The sequence below is a fragment of the Pseudoalteromonas sp. C8 genome (assembly GCF_011378685.1).
Lineage (GTDB): Bacteria > Pseudomonadota > Gammaproteobacteria > Enterobacterales > Alteromonadaceae > Pseudoalteromonas > Pseudoalteromonas arctica.
On the sequence record NZ_WTKT01000010.1, the window covers coordinates 48000 to 65089 of the forward strand.

General features: G+C 40.0%; 16 protein-coding genes. 5 read left to right on the plus strand and 11 right to left on the minus strand.

The annotated features are described in order from the left end of the window. The first annotated feature begins 98 nt into the window (after positions 1-98). Positions 99-2504 (plus strand): TonB-dependent receptor, encoded by a 2406-nt coding sequence (locus GQR39_RS11315; RefSeq protein ID WP_010553717.1) that lies wholly within the window; start codon positions 99-101, stop codon positions 2502-2504. Between the two features lie 78 nt (positions 2505-2582). On the opposite strand, the gene GQR39_RS11320 is transcribed toward GQR39_RS11315, so the two are convergent. The 5 genes from GQR39_RS11320 to GQR39_RS11340 form a co-directional block, all read right to left on the minus strand. Next, a complete protein-coding gene (locus tag GQR39_RS11320) occupies positions 2583-2900 on the minus strand; it encodes a hypothetical protein (RefSeq protein ID WP_010553716.1) in 318 nt (105 codons plus the stop codon). Positions 2901-3005: 105 nt separating this feature from the next. After that, positions 3006-3860: a hypothetical protein gene (locus GQR39_RS11325; protein ID WP_165721631.1), complete on the minus strand. Its 855-nt coding sequence runs from the start codon at positions 3858-3860 to the stop codon at positions 3006-3008. Then, entirely contained in the window at positions 3857-4960 is a 1104-nt protein-coding gene (locus GQR39_RS11330) for an ester cyclase (RefSeq protein ID WP_010553714.1), read from the minus strand. Before GQR39_RS11330 ends, GQR39_RS11325 begins: the two co-directional genes overlap by 4 nt. 9 nt (positions 4961-4969) lie before the next feature. Next, positions 4970-5935: an ester cyclase gene (locus tag GQR39_RS11335; protein ID WP_010553713.1), complete on the minus strand. Its 966-nt coding sequence runs from the start codon at positions 5933-5935 to the stop codon at positions 4970-4972. A 10-nt stretch (positions 5936-5945) separates the two neighbouring features. Next, positions 5946-7556 carry a sodium/solute symporter gene (locus tag GQR39_RS11340; protein WP_010553712.1) on the minus strand — a complete coding sequence of 537 codons (1611 nt, stop codon included), beginning with the start codon at positions 7554-7556 and terminating at the stop codon, positions 5946-5948. A 238-nt stretch (positions 7557-7794) separates the two neighbouring features. On the opposite strand from GQR39_RS11340, the gene GQR39_RS11345 reads away from it, so the two are divergent. Next, positions 7795-8808: a nuclear transport factor 2 family protein gene (locus GQR39_RS11345; protein WP_010553711.1), complete on the plus strand. Its 1014-nt coding sequence runs from the start codon at positions 7795-7797 to the stop codon at positions 8806-8808. A 65-nt stretch (positions 8809-8873) separates the two neighbouring features. Here the strand turns inward: GQR39_RS11345 and GQR39_RS11350 are convergent, their stop codons facing one another. The 5 genes from GQR39_RS11350 to hisD are packed head-to-tail and all read right to left on the minus strand — an operon-like array spanning position 8874 to position 13662. Beyond that, on the minus strand, positions 8874-9896 hold the full coding sequence (locus GQR39_RS11350; protein ID WP_165721632.1) for an ester cyclase: 1023 nt from the start codon (positions 9894-9896) through the stop codon (positions 8874-8876). Then, entirely contained in the window at positions 9893-10663 is a 771-nt protein-coding gene (locus GQR39_RS11355; protein ID WP_165721633.1) for an aldolase/citrate lyase family protein, read from the minus strand. Before GQR39_RS11355 ends, GQR39_RS11350 begins: the two co-directional genes overlap by 4 nt. After that, positions 10660-11361, minus strand: coding sequence for an alpha/beta hydrolase (locus GQR39_RS11360; RefSeq protein WP_165721634.1), 702 nt, complete (start codon positions 11359-11361; stop codon positions 10660-10662). Before GQR39_RS11360 ends, GQR39_RS11355 begins: the two co-directional genes overlap by 4 nt. Positions 11362-11375: 14 nt before the next feature. Further along, the gene (locus GQR39_RS11365) at positions 11376-12383 is read right to left on the minus strand and encodes a LacI family DNA-binding transcriptional regulator (RefSeq protein WP_010553708.1); all 1008 of its coding nucleotides are present in this window, start codon (positions 12381-12383) and stop codon (positions 11376-11378) included. A gap of 4 nt (positions 12384-12387) precedes the next feature. Then, complete coding sequence (hisD, locus tag GQR39_RS11370) at positions 12388-13662, minus strand: histidinol dehydrogenase (RefSeq protein ID WP_165721635.1); 1275 nt, start codon at positions 13660-13662, stop codon at positions 12388-12390. Positions 13663-13791: 129 nt separating this feature from the next. Between hisD and GQR39_RS11375 the strand changes: the two genes are divergently transcribed. Together GQR39_RS11375 and GQR39_RS11380 are read left to right on the plus strand one after the other, a co-directional pair. Next, complete coding sequence (locus GQR39_RS11375) at positions 13792-14532, plus strand: SDR family oxidoreductase (RefSeq protein WP_010553706.1); 741 nt, start codon at positions 13792-13794, stop codon at positions 14530-14532. Between the two features lie 18 nt (positions 14533-14550). Beyond that, the gene (locus tag GQR39_RS11380; RefSeq protein ID WP_165721636.1) at positions 14551-15549 is read left to right on the plus strand and encodes a cupin domain-containing protein; all 999 of its coding nucleotides are present in this window, start codon (positions 14551-14553) and stop codon (positions 15547-15549) included. A 29-nt stretch (positions 15550-15578) separates the two neighbouring features. Here GQR39_RS11380 and GQR39_RS11385 read toward each other — a convergent pair whose 3' ends face one another. Continuing rightward, the gene (locus tag GQR39_RS11385; RefSeq protein WP_165735668.1) at positions 15579-16463 is read right to left on the minus strand and encodes a DMT family transporter; all 885 of its coding nucleotides are present in this window, start codon (positions 16461-16463) and stop codon (positions 15579-15581) included. Between the two features lie 105 nt (positions 16464-16568). On the opposite strand from GQR39_RS11385, the gene GQR39_RS11390 reads away from it, so the two are divergent. Then, on the plus strand, positions 16569-17090 hold the full coding sequence (locus GQR39_RS11390; RefSeq protein ID WP_165735669.1) for a sel1 repeat family protein: 522 nt from the start codon (positions 16569-16571) through the stop codon (positions 17088-17090).

Here is a 17090-nt window from a genome sequence, read left to right on the forward strand (position 1 = left end):
TAATGCATTTTCAATTGATACAATTTGTTTAATGTAATAATTGAAAATGTAGAGTTGGGGAGAAGTAGACACGTTTTAAACTCGGGAGAATAATTATAATGAAAGCTAAATTTACACGGACTCTCGTTCATTTTGCTGTAACAACTGCTATTACAGCAACCACAATGAATGCTCACAGCGCCGAAGAAGCAACATCAACACAAACTCAGCAGCAAATTAAAGAACCAGCCATTGAACGCATAGCCGTTACTGCAAACCGTCGCTCACAAGATCTACAGGAAGTATCATCATCAATCACTGCACTAGGGGAGGCTGATATAGCCCGTGCAGGTATTATTGATGTTACGGGTCTTGAGCAGGTTGTACCGGGTTTACGTATGGGGTCATCCGGTGGTGAGGTTCGTCCTGCAATGCGCGGCGCACGCACTAATGAGGTGGGTGTAGCAGGCACCGGTATTGCTGAGCAAATAGTCGGTATATTTCAAGATGGTATTTACGTACCGACTACCTCATCTGGTTTAGGAGCATTGGTGGATGTGCAGCGCATAGAAGTGCTGCGTGGCCCACAAGGTACTCTATACGGACGTAACACCTTTGCTGGCAGTATTAATATAATTACTAATCAACCTGTTTTTGACGATTTACTGGGGAGTATAAAAGTTGAAACAGGGAGTTATAACCGCAGTGCTTACGAGGGTATTATAAATATACCTGTAAGCGATACGCTCGCGACCCGTTTTGTAGTGGCCTCTGATCGTCACGATGGCTATATCAATAACTTAGTGATTCCAGGGCCTTCGGATGATTTACGCGAAAAAAATCAGTTTTATATGCGTAATGTCACTAAGTGGCAACCAAACGATAAGTTTAACGCAACGGTACGTTTTGACTACTCGCGTAAAAACTCAAACTCAGAAGCTATTTGGGGCTATCAGCAAATTGCGGGTTACCAAATAAGCGAAACGTCACCTGGCTCCGGCATATTTGATCCTAACCCTACAATTACAGCTGGGCATATTTATCAGCCAAGTGATACGCAACATGACGACCTTGGTCCATATGATGTTTATCGCAATAGCTTTTCGCTTGATAAACAAGAAAGCTTTTCGACCACAGTAGCACTTGAGTGGTATACCGACTTTGCTGATATTAAGTGGACGACTAACTATTCAACCCTTAACGGCAAGCAATACTACGACAACGACTATAGCGATGGCGGTATTGATTTTGTAGGTGGTTTTGGGCGAGTGGACGACCAAAAAACATTATCGTCTGAGTTACAGTTTGCATCAAATAATGACGACTCTGATTTTTCGTGGATTGGTGGACTTTACTACTTTGATCAAGAAGCAGATTGGAGCTGGTTATCGCATGCAGATACAACAGGTGATGGTGTATCAGACTCTGTCGTTGTGCCTTCGTGGGGGAATCCAGATTATGACCCGCATACAGCTAAATCTATCGCAGCGTATGGGCAGTTACGTTATCAAATTAGTGAAGACTTACGTATTGTAGGTGGTTTACGTGTAAACCAAGACGATAAAACGTTTACTGGTGATGTCATTCCCGATTGGGATGATTCTGCAATGTTATATAAAGCAGCTGCAGAGTACGATATAAACAAAGACATAATGGTGTATGCAAGCGTAGCCACTGGTTACAGAACGGGTGGTGCAAACGATTCGCGCGTGGTAGCACGTGGTGCAGACCCCCTTTATGATAACGAAGATGTTATTTCGTATGAAATGGGTATGAAAAGCTACTTGCTAGATGGTGCAATGCGCTTAAATATATCGGTATTTATGAATAAGTACGAAGACGTAAAAGCACAGTTGTTTGCAACGTCATGTAACGATACAACAACGGGAGATACCGTTTTAGAATGTGTGTCTGCAGGTACAGCCACAACTTTCGAATATTACGAAAATGGCGGTGACGTTGAGACTAAAGGCCTTGAAGCCGACCTTCAATGGGTACCAATTGATAATTTAACGCTTACCGGTACGTTATCGTTATTGGATAGCGAATTTGCTGATGGTTACGCTGTGGGTAACGAGCAACTTCGTCCATTACTAGCACTTGGTAACCAAGGTGGCCGCCAAGATATAAACGATAATTCTAGCCAATTTAGTTTTGAAGGCTGGCGACCTGCAATGGCACCAGAATACAGCATGGGGCTTTCGGCGCGTTATGAGTTTAGTTTAGGGGGCGATTCGTACTTAGTACCGTATATTCAAATGAATTACTTAGACGATTACTACGCGTTTGATACAAACATCCCTGAGGTAAGAGTAGATGCGCATTTAATGGCTGATGCGCGTTTAACCTGGTTTATAAACGACAGCGTACAGGTTGAAGCATACGTTAAGAATATTGGTGACAAAGCCATATTAACGCGTGGTGTGGTGCATTCACAAATTGTTGATGGTTTGCCAGCTAACTCAGTACAAGCAAACTGGAGCAACCCGCGTACGTGGGGTGCGAGCTTGAAATACCAGTTTTAAGGTTTCCTAAATGGCCGCATGGCCATAACTTTCAGCCAGCTAATAAATTTATTAGCTGGCTTTTTTATTTAAAAAAAGCTATCGAATTAGTTCGCACTGAGCATTAGTATCATATTTGGCGAGTATTTTTTTGCATTCATCCAAGGCTCTTGTATTTGCTTTAGATTGTGAGCTGTAACCCTCTGAAAAGCCATAAAACTCGCCACCATTTTCGGTTTTCCCTAGTGCGAATGCTTTTCTGCCAGCTCTTGACTCGAATGTGGTTAATGCATTTACCGTCGCTACATTATAAGTACTTGAGTCACACAAAAGCGCGTTGGGTTCTACTTCACATAATGTAGGCGTAGATTGGCAGCCAGTTAAAAGTAAGACGATACCGATACTGAGATACTTCATTTATTGTCCTTAATTATTATAATTTGAGGTTTAATGTACCTAAAAAAGTTAAAATTATAAACAAAAAAAGCGCTCAGTGAGCGCTTGAAGGGAAGTAATAAGTGTTTACAGTGCGAATTGCTGATTTAACGCGAGGGTGTCAAATTGCATTACTTCGCTTGATATTAGAGTGTTAGTAATTGTAATAACGGTGAGTATTTGTTGGCGAACGCGTACGTTTTTAGCATTAAAAGTACCATCGAGTGTCCAGCAAATTGTTGCTTGGTTTAAGGCACTGTCAAACTGTACGGTTTCTAATTGGGCGTAGCATCTGCTTAGGGTTTGTGAAAGCGCTAAATGGCAATTTAACAGCGCATCTTTTGATTGTGTTTCGTTACTGCCAGCAAGAATAACGTCTGCATTTTTAGCATAAACACTTTCAAAATTAGTTAAGTTATTAAGCTGCCAAATTTGCCACCAATTATTTAATGTTTCGGCGGTTTGCGTTGGTAATTCACAAATATCACTGGGCGTTGCATGAAAGGTCGTTGGGTGCAGCTGGTTATCTAAATCGCAAACCATAATAGGGTCGCTTTTAGGTAACTTAGGGATCACCAGCGTATTATTACTTGCCTCACCTGTAAATTCGTTGTTAGCCAATAATAGCGTATCAACAACACATTTCACTGATTTTATGAAGGTATTATTGTGCTTAATTACAAACGAAAGTCTTACTGGTTTTAGTAATTTTTTAGGTTGTAATATCAGCTGTAAAGTCTCAAGTTCCTGGCCTTTACTGTGCGTTTTAGATATTAATTCTGATACGCCATATTGCGCCAAAAAATCAAGCCATAGCGGTTGTGCTTGCAATGACCCCATCGCGGTAAAGTGATGTTGTTGCCAACGGCTACTACGCAACAATTTACTTGAAATAGTTTTAATATCTGCTTTGGTGTATAAATCGATAATTGCGTTGATCATGCATTTACCTCCAATTCTGTTTGGCTATTTAATGCGTGTGATCTAAATAGGTTTGCGAGTAGCGCAACTTCGTCAAAAACGGTGACTTCTTCAATAATCTTTTGATTTTTGATACGTAAATGTGAGGCGCCTAACACAAAATAAGGAAGATTTTTTAGCTCACTTAGTTCATCGCTTTGTGGATTGAAATGCCCTGCAAGTGACCAACGAATAGCAACATCTGTGGTGCTCTCACCAAAGGGGGTAACTGCTAAGTGATCGACGGTTAGTTTGGCATCAGGGCAATTGGCAAAAAACTGTATAAAGACACCATTAATTTGTGCAAGGCCGGTTGCCATTCTGCCACTTGGCCATTGTTGTGTGGCCGTTAAGTTATAAAACTCGTGTATTTTAGCAAATTGCTTTTGGTTAAATAACGTATCTAACCAGTTATGCGCAAATGCGGCCAGTTCACCGTCTAAAATTGGAGTGCTTGGCGTGCGATGATCAATTGCTTGTACCCGGGTAAACTCTTCATCAAGCCATTGTATGTGTTTTTCTTTACTTGGTATTTTGGCCATGTGCTTGGCTACATTTATAATATTAAGGCCAAGTTGTTTAACTAAAAAGCCGTTGTCGCGTACTAGCCATTCTTTTACTATTTTATTTTCAAAACAAACGCAGTCGGCAATGGTTGTTACTCGGCCTGTTTTATTGGTAGCTGGGCCAAATTCTGAGTTACCGGTATTACTCATTACACTGCTAATTAAGTGTGATGAGTAGTAATGCTCATTACCGTCTTCTGAAAAAATGACGTTTTCGCCAATAAGGCTTCTATCTGGGAATGCGGCAATGGTTTTAAGCGTGCCTTGAATAACATCTTCAATATTTTCGCCGTAAGCACCAAGTGTAAAAACAGGACATACATCAGCGTAATAGCGATAACATAAACCAATGTTTTTTTGCTCCCAAATGCGGTGCGTAATACGTAAAATGTAATCAACAATATCAACAAACTCTTCGTCAAACCCTACAAGCGCTTGCTGTTTTTTACTTTGCGGATTTAATACGCTCGATAAAGGCAGCCAGTAAGGTTGGGTAATTGTGTTTTGTGTGCTCATAAGTATCTCTTAGTTTGCTGCTGCTATTTTATTTTGCATTTGCTCGAATATATCAATACCCATTCCCTCTAATAAGTGAGGAATATCGATAGCGACCCAGTTCTCTTTTAAAATACCGTTTTCGCAGCGCCAAAAATCCATAACACGCGGAAACAGCTTATTACCCGATGCAGGTAAACCAAGCCAGTCATCCCCTGTATGAGTGCCGTACATATGCGGCCAACCGCCCGTTGCTACAAAGTTGTCGTGGCTTACTAAGCAGAGTGTTTTATTGATCCCACGATCAGGGAACCCTTTTAAGAATGGAGCTTGGTGGTGTTCTCTAAAACCACTAATGCCTCGAGTTGTTCCTATACCTGCAGGGCCATACCAAATAAAATCTGGGTGCCAGTATTTTTCTAAATTGATGCTGTACAGATCTTTACCATCGTAGCGGCCAAGCTCAGTAAGCATATCAATTACGAGCTGTTCGTTGGCTTTACTTAGTTCGTCGTTTTTAGCTGTAGCAGGCACACCATCAAGTGTAGTGGGGGGCATTATTAAACCCGGATAACCTAAGCTTGGACGCAGCGGGTTTACACCTACTTGGTTCATTACATCGATTAAATCTAAAAAGGTATAAACGTTAATTACTTTATTGTTTTCTATTTGAGCCATTTCGCTATAGCGAATAAAAATACTTTTACCGGTGGCTGGAATACCTAATAACGGTTTTGTAAATGTGCCGGTAAAGTAGCCTGTTGCACATATCCATTGCTCGCCTTTGTAGTCGCCCTTAATAGAAATAAAGGGTTTACGTTCTATATCGGGTAATGAGTTTTTAAGCACACCAAAGTAATTATTAATTACATTTTGTTTAGATGTAATTGGTTCAAAAGGGTGGCTTACCTGCCATTGAACGGTATCAGCAAGCAATGCTTGATTTGGTAATTTTGCAGCGCTGAAGTTTTCAAAAAGTTGTTCTAAAATATTCATTTATTTCACCTTATACAAAATGTTCAAATAACATGAGAGACGCGAAGCTCACTACAAAAAAGCCAAGTAACCAGTAGTTTATTGAGTCAAATTTACCAGGGACCAAATACCAGCCGTTTTCTTTTTCTGGTCGGTTTTGCTCTTTAAATACTTTTAACTGGCCTTTAATTGTGTACTCGTTGTACTCCTCTTGAAAACCATCAAAAGCGATACTCAAAACAATACTAAACACTACACACGTTAGGGCACCAATTGCACAATACCAAGGCCATGCTATATCGGTGTAAAGGGCGCATATTGCAACGGTTACAAACGATACTAATGTGCCAATAAGTAGGCCTTTTTCGGTGGTGTGCTTAGAGAAAAATCCTAGTGCAAACATACCTAGCTGAGCACCTACAAAGTATGAACCTACCTTGGTGAGTATTTCTAAAATAGAGCCTTCGCTGTAAAGGTGATACATAATGGCGGGTACAATGATGATGATTGCCCAGCCAAGGGTAAATAAACGTGTTGCAGCTAAATAATGTGCGTCGTTTTTTTCAGGTGCAAAATACTTTTTGTAAAAGTCGATAGTACTAATTGTTGAAAGCGAATTAAGCGCTGAATCAAGGCTCGACATAGAAGCAGCCATTACTGCTGCAGCTATAATTCCCATTAATCCTGGCAGACCATAGTCGGATGCAAACTGTAAAATAATTAGGTTGTCGTTTTCAAATGTGCGTCCGCCGTAATAGCTGTAAAACAACACGCCCATAAATATAAAGAACAGGTAAATAAAGAATGCAATAAAGCCCATTAGTAAGTACGACTTTTTAGCATCCCCAATATTTTTAGCTGCAAGGGTACGCTGTACCATCATTTGGTTAGTACCATAAACGGTGATGTGATAGAGCGACATTGCTAGTACGCCAGACCAAACGGTGGTGACTTTTGTGAAGTCAAACGAGAAATTAAGAGGGTCTAACTTGCCTTGTGCTTTTAATTCAGTAAGGGTTGAGCTAAATGAGCCATCCATAGAGGTAATAAGTGCATACATAATAATGCCGGCGCCAATAAATAATATTGCCGATTGGATTACATCGGTCCATATTACGGCAGTTATACCTCCAAGCATGGTATATATAAGCGCGATAATAGTGACTAAAAATATGGCGGTAATAACGTTAATATCAACAATAAAGGCAAGTACTAAAGAGGTTGCATAAAGTACGGCGGCTGACCCCATCGTTTGTGAAATAAGCCAGATTGTTGATATTAAAATACGTGCCTTTTTACCAAAACGACGTTCTTGGTATTCGTATATTGAGGCGACACCCGCGTTGTAAAAAAACGGGAAAAACAAACACACAACAGCCACTATAACGAGTGGGTAGTTTAAGTGTATGGCAATAACCGATAAACCTTCTTTGTAAGACCACGCTGGTGCACCTAAAAATGTAAGCGCACTAACATAGGTTGCCACTACTGATATACCAATAGCCCACCAAGGTGTATTTTTTCGGCCAATATAAAAATCATTAGCACTGCTCACCTTTTTACTTATTACAAACCCAAGTATGAGGTTTGCAATAATGTACCCGATGAGAATGCTCCAATTCAATAATCCAAAATCATTCATAATTAATCCTGTTAGATTAGGTATTACGGGCTAATTAGCCTATTTATACTTTTTATTTTGAATCATCATGAATCACTTTGACTTCGAAGTCAATTGTCATTAGTATTATTTTAAATCGATTTATAACTTAGTATTTACAGGCTTTTAATTACTCTTTAAATAGAATACATTTTAGCAATGCGTATTTATTTGCGGTTTAAGAGTGTTAATTTGATTGCGCAAACAACAAGGGAACATCATGGCAGAAATAATTAATAATAAGCAGTTGGTTCGTCAGTTTCATGCTGCATTAGAAAAAACGCAAGGTAATGATTTAAATGCTGTATTTAAAGAATACTTGGCAGATGATTACAGTTTTAAAGGTGTGCATCCGTTTAATGAATTAAATAATGCCAATGATGTAATTGAGCATGTTTGGCAGCCTTTATTCCACTCTTTTAAAGCACTTCAGCGCCGCGAAGATATTTTTATTGCAGGGCAAAGCGAAGCTGATGGCGGCGAGTGGGTAATGAGTATGGGCCACTTTATGGGCTTGTTTGATCGTGACTGGTTAGGTATTGCGCCTTCTCATAAATTGGCGACAATTCGCTACGCTGAATTTAACTGTGTTAAAGACGGTAAAATTATTCAAACTGGTTTTTTTGTCGATATTATTGGGGTTATGCTGCAAGTAGGCTTAAACCCGTTACCGCTCTCTACAGGGCAGTATTTTACATACCCAGGACCACGTACCCACGATGGCGTGCGATTAGGTAAGGGTAGCGATGAGCAAGGTACGCGAACAATGAACTTGGTTAATCAGATGATTGATAACCTAACCGCGCTTAATCAAAGCGGTATAAATACTTGCCCACCCGAAGTGCTTGCAAAAACATGGGACGAGAACATGGTTTGGTATGGCCCTGCGGGGATTGGCGCTACATATACAATTGAGCGTTATCAGCAACAACATATGTATCCGTTTAGGGAAGGGTTAACGGGTAAAGTATTTAATGGCCATATTTGCCGGTTTGCTGAAGATGAGTATGCATGCTTTTTTGGTTGGCCAAACTTAACAAATACCGCCATTGGTGGCTTTTTAGGATTACCTGGAGCTAATACTCCTGCCGATATGCGCGTGGTTGATGTATATCATCGTGAAGGTGACAAATTAGTTGAAAACTGGGTAATCATTGACTTACCGTATTGGTTAAAACAACAAGGTTTAGATATTTTAAAACGCACGCAAAGTATTGCAAACCCGAGCACTTAATTTTTTCAAGTTATAAAAAGCTCTGTAATGACAGAGCTTTTCTTTTATAACGGTTATATAAAAGGCTACGGAGCAAAGCTTAAGTAGCGCGCTTTAGTTAGTTCTTTCATTCGGGCAAATATATCTACGCCAATTTGATTGTACACATCGAGTATATCTATCAGCACCCAGTTTTCACGAATTAAATTGTTTTCGGCTCGCCAAAAGTCGAGGCTACGCATAGTTATTTGCTGATTTGCGGGTGCAATACCTAACCAACCACCGTTACTAATAGTCATGCTCATACCTGGCCATGCAGTAAAGCCTACGTAGTTTTCATCGGCAAATAAATAACCTTTATTAGCATCGCCTACACGATTGGGGAGGGCATTTAAAAACGGGATTTGATGCCAATTTCTAAAGCCTTTTATACCGCGTGCAGTGCCTATTGTGCTTGGTCCATACCAGCTACAATGCGGATGCCAAAATTGATCTAGCTTCATGGCTTCAATGCCACCTTTAGCATAAAATCCAAGATGCTCACACATATCGCCCACAAGCTTTAAACTTTGCGCAGCTTGTTCGCTATTATAAGGACGGGTGATTAACCCATCCTGTGTGGCAGGCCCTGGGACATGCCACTCTTTCCCTAAACTTGGAGACAGTGGCCATACGTTTGCTTGCATCATTACTTCGGGAATATCCCAAATAGTTTGTAATTCCACCACTTTATTATTTTTAATGCGATAGAACTCATGAAAACGCATGCTTACTTGATGCCCTGTGGGTGGAATGCCTAGCCATGGTTTTTCAAATGAGCCAGTATAGTATCCACAGCAGCCAACCCAATCAGAGTCGTTTATTGAGCTACCCGCCATTACAATGGTATCGCGGCGTTCAAGGCCTACAAATGCATTGCTAAGGGGGTTATAAACATCTTCAATTAGTGCATTAGGGTTTGCAAGTGTTTCAAACGGGTAACAAAGTTGTATTAACGCGTCATCAGCAAATAAGTTTGTCACTTCTTTTTTGAGCGTGTTTATATCAAAGTTATAAAGTGCATTTCTAAATTTTTTAAGTAACTCTTTATTTTTATTATGAATACTCATATTTTTGATTCACTTGTAGCTGATTCAAAGTCTGCACGTAATTGCTTAGCACCACTTAGTAAAAAGCTATGATCAGAGCCTAATAAATAAAAGCTTACGCCTAACGACTGCCAATGACTGAGCTCACTTAAATTACCAACAAACATGCCACAGCATTTATTATATTTTGCTGCTGCGTTAGCTATTTTAGTAACAGCATCAATAACAACAGGGGCGCTCGGGTTGGTTTCACCGAGGGAAATAGTTAAGTCCATTCGGCCTATAAAAATACAATCTATTTCGTCTATTTGGCACAATTCATCGATGCTCTTAAGCGCATCGGCATCCTCTATTTGAGCAATAATGCAGGTAGATGATTTGTTGGCTGCTAAGTTATCGGTTAATGCATGTGTAGTGTAGCCTGCAAAGCGGCTTGAACCTGCGTAACCTCTACCATTATTACCATAAAAACAGTTTTTGATAATCGCTTTTGCTTGCGCTGGCGTCTTAATATGAGGTAGTACTAAGCCGTCAGCACCGATATCTAAACTGCTCAGTATAGTGGCGTGATCAGTATTACTTACGCGAATAAGGGTCGGCATGTTTTTCGTACGCGCTGCCATAATACAGCTGTCTAAATCGCCTCGATCAAACGGGGCATGCTCTGCATCAAGGCACAGTACATCGAGGCTGGTGTGGGCAAGTACTTCGGTATTATGATAATGAGTACTTTTAATAAAAGTGCCTAATAGTAGCTCTTTATTGTTTAACTTTTGTTTTAAATTCATAATATTGACTCCAACCAATCTAAGAGTAGTGCGTTTAGGGTGTTACTTCTTTCAAGCGGTACGAAATGTCCACAATTACCTAATAAAATAAGATCGCTATTAGGGCAGGCTTTATGCATTGTTTTTTGAATAGTGCTTGGACATAGAACGTCATGCTCACCACCAACAAAGAGTAATTTTTTATTGGTTTTTTCAATAACGTTTAAGGTATCTTCGCGCGTTGCAAGTGCATTTAATTGTGCACTAAAAGCATTAAGGCCAAGCTCATTTGCCATTTTTAATACAAGCTTATTGTGCTCTGAGTTTGGCTGGTGAAAATAATGCGGTATAAAGTCGTGTTTTAGCACATCAGCAGTGCTAGTTGCTTGTGCCCGCTTTATTTGCTTTTGCCTAATAGATGGACGTTCTGGTTTATCTGCCAAACTATTGCTGGAAATTAAACACAGTGACTGTATAAGCTCAGGATCTGATTTTAAAAGTGCAAGAGCAACAATGCCACCCATTGAAAAACCAATAAAAGGGGCAGGCTTTAGAGCTATAGTTTTAGTAAGCTCAGCCATTTGTGCAATGCTTGTTTGCTCTGTAAAGGGAATAACGTGAGGAGTATAACCCGCATTTTGCAGAGCAATTATTTGCGCTTCAAACATACGGTGGTTACATAAAGTACCAGGTAAAATATAAACAGGATTTTTGGCCACAAAAATTCCTTAACTTAACGTGTTTTAATAGAGTTCCCTGTTATCAATGAACCAGTGAAAACTCGTGCTTCAGCAGCTGCTTGAGGGTTTTCAATACGTTCCATGAGTATATCTACAGCGGCTTTAGTTAGCTGTTTCATAGGTTGTTGTATTGTGGTTATTTGATAGTTGTACCAAGACGCAGCACTAATACCATCAAACCCTACCACCGACACATCGTCGGGTACGCTTAAGTTTAAGTTTTGTTTGATTTCATCAATTACGCCAATGGCCATTACATCATTACTGCAAATAATGGCATCAGGTAGGGGGTTTGTTTTTAACCAATCTTCTAATGCACTTCGTGCTGATTTATAGCCATAATCACCATAAATAACAGGCGTATTTTGGATACCTAAAGTGTGTAAATAATTTTGAGCTATTTCGCGGCGCTCGTTAGCAACGTCAGAATCTTCTGGGCCGGCAATAATTAAATACGACTTATGGTTAGATTGGTGTAATAAATCAATTAGCTGTTTAATGCCTTTATCGTGATTACAGCAAACTGTGTTTGCATTCGATTCAGGCACATTACGGTTATAAAGCACAATCGGTGTGCTGTGCTTGGCAAATAAATCTAAGCTTTTACTATCAAAGTGAGCCGCTAGAGCAATTACGCCATCAACCTGAAAGGTCCAAATGTTTTCGAGTAATTCGTCTAGTTCGTCTGCGTCATCAAGAGTAAAGAGCAGCACTCGTTTATTATTAAGTGCCAACTCTTTATTAAGCTCAGAGAGTACCTCAGGGTAGTTCAAGTTTGCTCGCGATGACAAAATAACCGCGACCATACCAGACTGTTTAGTGATCAACATACGGGCAATGGCATTAGGGCGATAGCCCATTTCATTGGCTGTTGCGACTACCTTTTCGCGGGTTTTTTTAGACACGCTAAATCCGGGTCTAAATACACGCGATACCGCCGATTGTGATACACCCGCTTCGCGGGCTACATCATATGAGGTGACTCGTTTTTGCTTTGACAATGATTTATTTCCTATATCGTCTTACTCGTATGTCTGCTTGTTCTTTGTGGCCAGCGAACCCTTCTGCAGCACATAAACGTGAACAATACTCACCAACAACAACCGAGGCTTCTTCTGTTACTCGTTGGAAAGTACATGTTTTTATGAATTTTCCTACCCATAGCCCACCAGTATAACGCGCTGCTTTACCTGTGGGTAGTGTATGGTTTGTACCAATACATTTATCGCCATAAGAAACGTTGGTTTGCGGCCCTAGGAACAATGCCCCATAGTTTTGCATGTTTTCTTTAAAGTAGTCGGTATTGCGAGTCATTACTTGTACGTGTTCAAATGCAAGATCGTTAGCAACGTCAATCATTTCCTCGTAGGTATCACATACAATAACTTCGCCATGATCTTTCCATGCCACACTTGCAATATCAGCAGTAGGTAATATGGTAAGTTGCCTCTCTACTTCAGCCATTGTATCAATTGCTAATTGCTCAGAGTTAGTTAGTAAAATAGCGGGAGAAGTAGGACCGTGCTCTGCTTGGCCTAGTAAATCGGCAGCACATAGTTCGCCATCTACACTGTCATCAGCAATAACGAGTGTTTCGGTAGGACCTGCAAATAAATCGATACCAACTCGGCCAAATAACTGTCGTTTAGCCTCGGCTACAAAGGCGTTACCAGGTCCTACAATCATATCTACTGGGGCAATAGTTTGTGTTCCAATAGCCATTGCGGCAACGGCTTGTACACCACCGAGGCAGTAAATTTCATCTGCGCCTGCCATGTCCATTGCAACCACAATTTCTGGTGATGGCTTGCCATTAAAAGGCGGAGCCATAGCTATAACACGTTTAACACCGGCTACTTTAGCCGTTAATACACTCATATGAGCAGATGCTAGTAGTGGATATTTTCCACCTGGTACGTAACAACCTACGCTGTCCATTGCTAAATGTTTATGACCAAGCGTAACGCCAGGTAGCGTCTCTACTTCAACGTCTTTCATTGAGTCGCGTTGAATTTGAGCAAAATTACGGACTTGGCTTTGTGCCCATTTTATATCGTTGATTAATTGATCATCAAGCTGTGCGTAACATGCTTTAATTTCGTCAGCAGAAAGTTTGAAAGACTTCGGAGTCCACTTGTCGAATTTTTCAGAATATTCACGAATTGCTGCATCACCTTCAGATTCAACGCGCGTTAAAATATTTTCTACAATATCTCTTACTGACTGATTTTGTTCTTTTTTTGAGTCATCAGGCTGACCTTTTTTTAAATGCTTTATCATTTTTTATATCCTTAGTGATTAGTTTTTTTATACACTGTTGATGAGACGTACTGGTTAAATAATGTCTTGCATCTGGGGGTACTCTAATTAATAATGACTTCGAATGCAATATAGATTTTAGGTGAACAAATGGGATTTGATAAAACTCTTTTACTTGGTAAAACCATTTTGATAACGGGTGCAGGTAAAGGGATTGGTAAATCATGCGTACAAAAGTGTGTAGATGCGGGTGCAAATATAATTGCTGTGGCGCGTACAAAACACGATTTGGAGCAGCTCAAGCAATATGCTCCTTCGCAAATAGAAATCTGGCCGCTTGATATAAACAGTGATGCTTTTTATGAGCGTTTACGCGGACTTTCTAAATTAGACGGTTTACTTAACAACGCAGGTATTAACCGTGTTGCGCCAATGCTTGAGCAAACCGATGAGAACATTGACGATGTTATTGCGATGAATATTCGCAGTGTTTATCGAATAAGCCAAGCGGCATTACCGGCCTTAATCAACTCTGGTGCCGGTGCTGTGGTTAATATGTCATCGCAAATGGGATTTGTAGGCTCGCCTAATCGCACTTTGTATTGCATGAGTAAACATGCAGTAGAGGGGTTAACAAAGGCGCTGGCAGTTGAACTTGCAACGCAAAATGTACGTGTTAATACCGTTGCTCCTACGTTTGTTGAAACCCCAATGACTAAGCCCATGCTTGAAAATCCCGATTTCAAAAAATTTGTTTATGACATGATCCCAATGAAAAAAATTGCTCAAACGGATGATGTCGCAAATGCTTGTGTATTTTTACTGAGTGAACTGTCAGCAATGATCACAGGAACAAGTATAAAAATTGATGGCGGCTGGACCGCTCAGTAATTAATTTAGGAGAGAATAATGAGTTTATTTGCAGATCGCTTAGTACGATACGATGATTTAATTCCGTGTAAGAACGCCTTTATTGATACGCGATCGCTTGGTAGTGATCAAAAAGAAAATTTTACTATTATAGGTCCAGGTGTTGCAGAGAACCCTAATCAGCATGTGCATATTTCCATACCTCATGGGTTTAATATTGGTGGTGCTCGTCAACCTGCTGGATGCTTAAACTCGCAGCATAGCCACTTAACAGAAGAAATATTTGTTGTACACAGTGGCACATGGGCATTTTATACCGGTGTAGGTGGTAAAGATGCCAGGGTAATTTTAAATGAAGGCGATATTATTTCGATTCCTTTAGATATTTTTAGAGGATTTGAAAACGTAGGTGATGGTATAGGTTACTTGTATGCAGTACTTGGCAGTGACGATCCTGGCAGAGTGCTTTGGGCTCCACAAGTATTTGATATGGCAAAAGAGTTCGGTCTTATTTTGCTAGAAAATGGCAGCTTAGTAGACACAACGCTCAATGAGAAAATCCCAGATGGGGTAAAACCAATGGCTGTTACAAGTAGTGATCAAATAGCGCAGCACCGAGTAATAACAGACGAAGAGCTTGCGCAAACAGTGGTCAAGGCACGAGATTTTAATTGGAACAAGCACTCTTACTTAAGCCAATCCGAAGGTGTTTACGAAGCACCGTTAGTTGGTAATTTAAATGCTGATACGCTTATTCAAACGCAATTAAATTGGGCGCATGGATTTAATATATCAGCGTTAAAACTACAGCCAAATGCAAAAATAGCAAAACACATTCGTTTTGAAGAAGAGGTTATTTTTGTTCATCAAGGTAGTTTAACCATTGATTTAGGCGATGAAGTACTAACGCTTACTCAAGGTGATACATTTTCAGTCCCTATTGAACATAGCCGAGCGCTTAGTAATGAAGCGCAAGGTGATTGCATTATGTATATCACTCGCAGAAATGATGCGCCAAAAGATCCGCAATTTATTTAAACTCTAATGCCATATGTAATTTAAAGCACTTAGCTTGTTTTAGCTAAGTGCTTCTTTCGTGGTAAGAAACCAGTAACCAGCATAGTGCCTACAATTACAAATAGTGCGCCTAGTAATGTATTTGGCCCTATTTGCTCATCTAAAAATAAATGCCCCCAAAATATGCCAAATAATGGAATTAAAAAGGTGACAGTGAGTGCTGAAGTTGGGCCTATATCGTCAATAAGTTTAAAAAATAATATATACGCAAGGGCGGTACATACTACGCCCAGTACTAATACACCTAGCATAATGTTGGTGCTTGGTATTTCTCGTATCGGCATAAATAAGATAAGCGGTAATACCATAAAGCTCGAAGCCCACATTGAGCCATGGGCGTTATCGAATGGGACCAGTTTAGGCGCGTTTTTAGTGTAATGCGATGCAATGGCATAGCAAAGTGAAGCACTCAATGCTGCTATTATAGCCATTATTGATTGGCTATTTAATACAAAATGATTTTGCCCAACGAGTATTGCAACACCTATTAAGCCAAGCAATAAACCAAGCACCATACTTTTGGTAGGCGTTGTTTTTGTCCATAAAATACCAACTACTGCGCCCCAAATAGGGGTTGTTGAATTTAAAATTGATAAAGTAGAAGCGCTAATAGTTTGAGCTGCGTAAGCAAAAAATAAAAACGGCAGAGCAGAATTAAACGCGCCTATAATAAAAAAGTGTTTTTGATGTTGGACAAACGCTAAGCGGCGTTTTAAATACAAAGCAACAATAAATAAAGTAACTGCAGCAAAGCCTACTCTAACCTCAATTAATACCGCAGGCCCCAAGCTGTTAGCGGCCATTCGCATAAATAAAAAAGAAGCGCCCCAAATTGCGGCCAGAAAAAATAATCGCAGTAAGCTTGCTAAGGTCATGATAGTATTTTAATTATGCTCATTGGTTTTTAGAATAACAGGGTTTATAAAAAGTGTAAGCCATATTCGGAACTGGCATATAAAAATAATAAATTAAGGATAAGAATGAAAAAGTTCTCAGTAGCTTCTATGGTATTTATTACTTTGTTGGGGGGATGTAATTCAAGCCCAATCAACCTTTACAGTGATACCACCATGAAAAAGAATGAATACAATGGTATTAAAGCGTATCGAAAAGGACAGTTTGAGGCTGCTTTCAATTATTTAAAAGAGCCTGCTGGACTAGGCTATAAAAGTGCACAATACACATTGGCGTTTATGTTTTTGAAAGGCCAATACTTGGAGCAATCTACTAAACTAGGGATGGGCTGGCTAGGCGTTGCAAAAGAAGCGGGGGTTGAAAATTGGTCTGCGCAATACGATGCATTTTATAGTGCAGCGAGTACACAGCAAAAACAACTAATAGATGAAACAGTTGCGTTGTATATAACGCAATTTGGCGTTAAAGCACAAAATATGACCTGTCGTCGTTCAACTTCGCCTAGGCGCACATTTGGTGAAGTTAAAATTGATTGCACTAAGCACGAAGGTATCGTTACCGAGTACGACATACAAATAATAGAATAG

What these genes read in the sequence shown, in the direction of transcription:
- GQR39_RS11315 (WP_010553717.1), top strand. Translation starts at nt 99, where the DNA reads ATGAAAGCTAAATTTACACGGACTCTCGTTCATTTTGCTGTAACAACT.
- GQR39_RS11320 (WP_010553716.1), bottom strand. Translation starts at nt 2,900, where the DNA reads ATGAAGTATCTCAGTATCGGTATCGTCTTACTTTTAACTGGCTGCCAA.
- GQR39_RS11325 (WP_165721631.1), bottom strand. Translation starts at nt 3,860, where the DNA reads ATGATCAACGCAATTATCGATTTATACACCAAAGCAGATATTAAAACT.
- GQR39_RS11330 (WP_010553714.1), bottom strand. Translation starts at nt 4,960, where the DNA reads ATGAGCACACAAAACACAATTACCCAACCTTACTGGCTGCCTTTATCG.
- GQR39_RS11335 (WP_010553713.1), bottom strand. Translation starts at nt 5,935, where the DNA reads ATGAATATTTTAGAACAACTTTTTGAAAACTTCAGCGCTGCAAAATTA.
- GQR39_RS11340 (WP_010553712.1), bottom strand. Translation starts at nt 7,556, where the DNA reads ATGAATGATTTTGGATTATTGAATTGGAGCATTCTCATCGGGTACATT.
- GQR39_RS11345 (WP_010553711.1), top strand. Translation starts at nt 7,795, where the DNA reads ATGGCAGAAATAATTAATAATAAGCAGTTGGTTCGTCAGTTTCATGCT.
- GQR39_RS11350 (WP_165721632.1), bottom strand. Translation starts at nt 9,896, where the DNA reads ATGAGTATTCATAATAAAAATAAAGAGTTACTTAAAAAATTTAGAAAT.
- GQR39_RS11355 (WP_165721633.1), bottom strand. Translation starts at nt 10,663, where the DNA reads ATGAATTTAAAACAAAAGTTAAACAATAAAGAGCTACTATTAGGCACT.
- hisD (WP_165721635.1), bottom strand. Translation starts at nt 13,662, where the DNA reads ATGATAAAGCATTTAAAAAAAGGTCAGCCTGATGACTCAAAAAAAGAA.
- GQR39_RS11375 (WP_010553706.1), top strand. Translation starts at nt 13,792, where the DNA reads ATGGGATTTGATAAAACTCTTTTACTTGGTAAAACCATTTTGATAACG.
- GQR39_RS11380 (WP_165721636.1), top strand. Translation starts at nt 14,551, where the DNA reads ATGAGTTTATTTGCAGATCGCTTAGTACGATACGATGATTTAATTCCG.
- GQR39_RS11385 (WP_165735668.1), bottom strand. Translation starts at nt 16,463, where the DNA reads ATGACCTTAGCAAGCTTACTGCGATTATTTTTTCTGGCCGCAATTTGG.
- GQR39_RS11390 (WP_165735669.1), top strand. Translation starts at nt 16,569, where the DNA reads ATGAAAAAGTTCTCAGTAGCTTCTATGGTATTTATTACTTTGTTGGGG.